6 protein-coding genes are annotated in these 2,783 nt (G+C 42.7%); all 6 read left to right on the forward strand.

Annotation, left to right across the window (positions count from 1 at the left end; genetic code table 11):
• The first annotated feature begins 86 nt into the window (after positions 1–86).
• Complete coding sequence (locus tag F6K53_RS36620) at positions 87–362, forward strand: BrnA antitoxin family protein (protein ID WP_293066392.1); 276 nt, start codon at positions 87–89, stop codon at positions 360–362.
• Positions 349–495 (forward strand): hypothetical protein, encoded by a 147-nt coding sequence (locus tag F6K53_RS36625; RefSeq protein WP_293054923.1) that lies wholly within the window; start codon positions 349–351, stop codon positions 493–495. The genes F6K53_RS36620 and F6K53_RS36625 overlap by 14 nt, the downstream gene beginning before the upstream one ends.
• A complete protein-coding gene (locus tag F6K53_RS36630) occupies positions 495–908 on the forward strand; it encodes a XisH family protein (protein WP_293084412.1) in 414 nt (137 codons plus the stop codon). The genes F6K53_RS36625 and F6K53_RS36630 overlap by 1 nt, the downstream gene beginning before the upstream one ends.
• Positions 896–1,240 (forward strand): XisI protein, encoded by a 345-nt coding sequence (locus tag F6K53_RS36635; protein WP_293066386.1) that lies wholly within the window; start codon positions 896–898, stop codon positions 1,238–1,240. Before F6K53_RS36630 ends, F6K53_RS36635 begins: the two co-directional genes overlap by 13 nt.
• 282 nt (positions 1,241–1,522) lie before the next feature.
• The gene (locus tag F6K53_RS36640) at positions 1,523–1,831 is read left to right on the forward strand and encodes a Uma2 family endonuclease (RefSeq protein WP_229415303.1); all 309 of its coding nucleotides are present in this window, start codon (positions 1,523–1,525) and stop codon (positions 1,829–1,831) included.
• A gap of 104 nt (positions 1,832–1,935) precedes the next feature.
• Positions 1,936–2,109 (forward strand): hypothetical protein, encoded by a 174-nt coding sequence (locus F6K53_RS36645; RefSeq protein ID WP_229415302.1) that lies wholly within the window; start codon positions 1,936–1,938, stop codon positions 2,107–2,109.
• Positions 2,110–2,783: the final 674 nt, after the last annotated feature.

A 2,783-nucleotide genomic window follows, 5' to 3' on the forward strand; every position in this document is an offset into this window, starting at 1 on the left:
ACCATTGGTCGTTGTATATACCATGCGCGGTGAGGTGATTCGATTAATTTCTGCTCGTCGCGCCACAAAACAGGAGACAAAAGCTTATGAGAAAGGAATATGATTTTTCTAAAGGAAAACGAGGAGCCGTAATTCCTATCTTAGGAAAAACACGCATTACTATTTATCTCGATGATGAAATTCTTGCCCTATTTCGAGAACAGGCCGAAACGGCTGGAATTGGTTATCAGACTCTAATAAATGAAGCTTTAAAAAAACATCTCCTACTGCCAAATGAGCAACCTCTGACCCAAGGGGATCTACGTCGTATTCTTCGTGAAGAATTATCAGATAAAGTAGGGTGGGCAAATGGACATGATTGATGATGAAATTGCCAAGCTCTCAGAATTTGCCGACCCTACCCTAAGGAATGCTCGCTTTACCCCCTACTTCATTCGTCACCTCCGCCAACACTTTAAATACCACAGGTTTTGTGATGCAAGGGAGCAAGAGTAATGGCAAAAGACTTATTTCATGATGTTGTTAAAAATGCCTTAATTAAAGATGGTTGGCAAATTACCGATGATCCGTTTTTTTTGAAAGTCGGCGGAGTAGAATTTTTTATTGATCTGGGTGCCGAAAAACTAATAGCGGCAGAAAGAAATGGTCAGCGGATTGCAGTGGAAATCAAAAGTTTTATTAATCCCTCCTCTATTACAGACTTCCACCTTGCCATTGGTCAATTCATTAACTATCGAGTAGCCTTAAAGGTAAAAGATCCAGAACGACAATTATTTTTGGCGGTTCCAGATACCACCTACCAAAGGTTTTTTCAGAAGGAATTTCCTCAAATGGTTATTCAATATTACCAACTTAAACTATTAAGTTATGACATTGATAATGAGGTAATTGTATCATGGAAAAGCTAGAAAAGCTTCAAACTTATCGCAGCATAATCAAGCAACTACTCAGTCAATATGCCAGTTACAAACCCTCTCATGGTGACATTGAAATTCATAGCATTTTTGATACGGAAAACGACCATTATCAAGTAATGGCCATCGGCTGGGACAAGAAAGAAAGAGTTTATGGCTGTTCAGTTCATTTAGAGATAAAAAATGGCAAGATCTGGATTCAGAATAACAATACTGAATGGGATATTGGTCAAGATATGGTTAATATGAACGTTCCCAAAAATGATATTGTTATTGGGTTTCAGCCACCTTCTATGCGGCAATACTCAGGCTATGGCACAAAGTAAGCATATGCGCTACGCGCACGCTGCGCGAACAGCGGTCAGCGGTCAGCCGTCAGTGCCTACGCGTAGCGTGGCCGTAGGCCAATCGCTCTTGTAGGGTGCTTCGCGGTGAAATGTAACGCACCATCTATATACAAATTGAAACCAAAATATCCTTAACCAATACAATGGTGCGTTACGGCTTAAACTATGGCAATATCATCTATTTTTATCAACCAAACCGCCTAACGCACCCTACAAAATCTACCTGGAATATTGCTAAGCATTCTTCTGCTAACAAAATTCATGCAATCACCCAGCATTACTAACTCCTTAAACGCTTTTCTCCAACAACCGAATATAGAAGCATCTCCTGCTTGGGAATTCATCCATGGACACCCGAAGCAAAAGCCTATGCCAACATTGTTTCATTCCCGCCTCCAACGCAACCTCGTAAACGCCATCAACAATCAAACCCATGCTTGCGTTGCGATTCAAGAACTCCGGTGCATCATTCCTCCCTTATCCCCTGTACCAGATATTGTCGTTGTTAAAAGCGATCGCCTCAGGGATCAAGATGGCCCCCGGTCAGGTTCACGCCTTCTGGTTAATTGAAATTCGTTCCCCTGACCAAAGCACATTAGACCTACAGAACAAAATTTTGCACTTTAGGTGCGCTTTCCGCATCTAATTATTAAATTCGCCACGGGTCGCACCTCTTGAGCAACGGGACTCAGCTGGCTTGGCTAATCGATATTCAGCGACAGCAAATCTGGGTTTGGGAAAACCAGGAACTACCACTGGTGTTTGCCGGAACTGACATACTCCCCACCCTTGACAATATCTCAGACTTTACAGTAGACGCAATAATTGGAATGACCCGACAGCGATAATGTAAGTATTCAGCTATCAGGTATCAGCTATACCAAAGGGAACAGCGGATCTGGGAACAGATCTTGTAGGGTGGGCAAATGGACATGATTCTTTATCAAATTGCCTTCCGTACAGAATTTGCCCACCCTACCGAACCGAATGCGATCGCACTGATGCTATTTGATCAATCAACATACAGCGGTTTGCACTTCAGTTAGGTACAAAGTTTTGGGTTTTTAGGGAGCAGGGACTTCGGAGCAGGGACTTCGGAGCAGGGAGCAGGGAAGAGGGAAGAGGGAAGAGGAGAAACAATGTGTACCTGATAGTTATGTAATCCGCCGTAAGAGGAATTATATCAGTAGTAGGGTGGGCAAATGGACATGATTGATCATGAAATTGCCAAGGGATCAGAATTTGCCCACCCGAGCCTACGGAATGCGTACGCACTACTGCTGGTTGTAGGGTGGGCAAATAGATATGATTGGTGATCAATTGGTATTACTAGGATAATTTGCCCACCCTAAACTAGTAGCGTACGCACTTTGGGAACAGTAGTAGGGTGGGCAAATGGACATGATTGGTGATGAAATTGTATTAATTTGATATATTGCCCACCCAAAGCCTATCTTTGGGAACAGTAGTAGGGTGGGCAAATGGACATGATTGGTGATCAATTGGTATTACTAGGATAATT

The organism is Moorena sp. SIO4A1 (assembly GCF_010672065.1).
In the GTDB taxonomy this organism is placed as follows: Bacteria; Cyanobacteriota; Cyanobacteriia; order Cyanobacteriales; family Coleofasciculaceae; genus Moorena.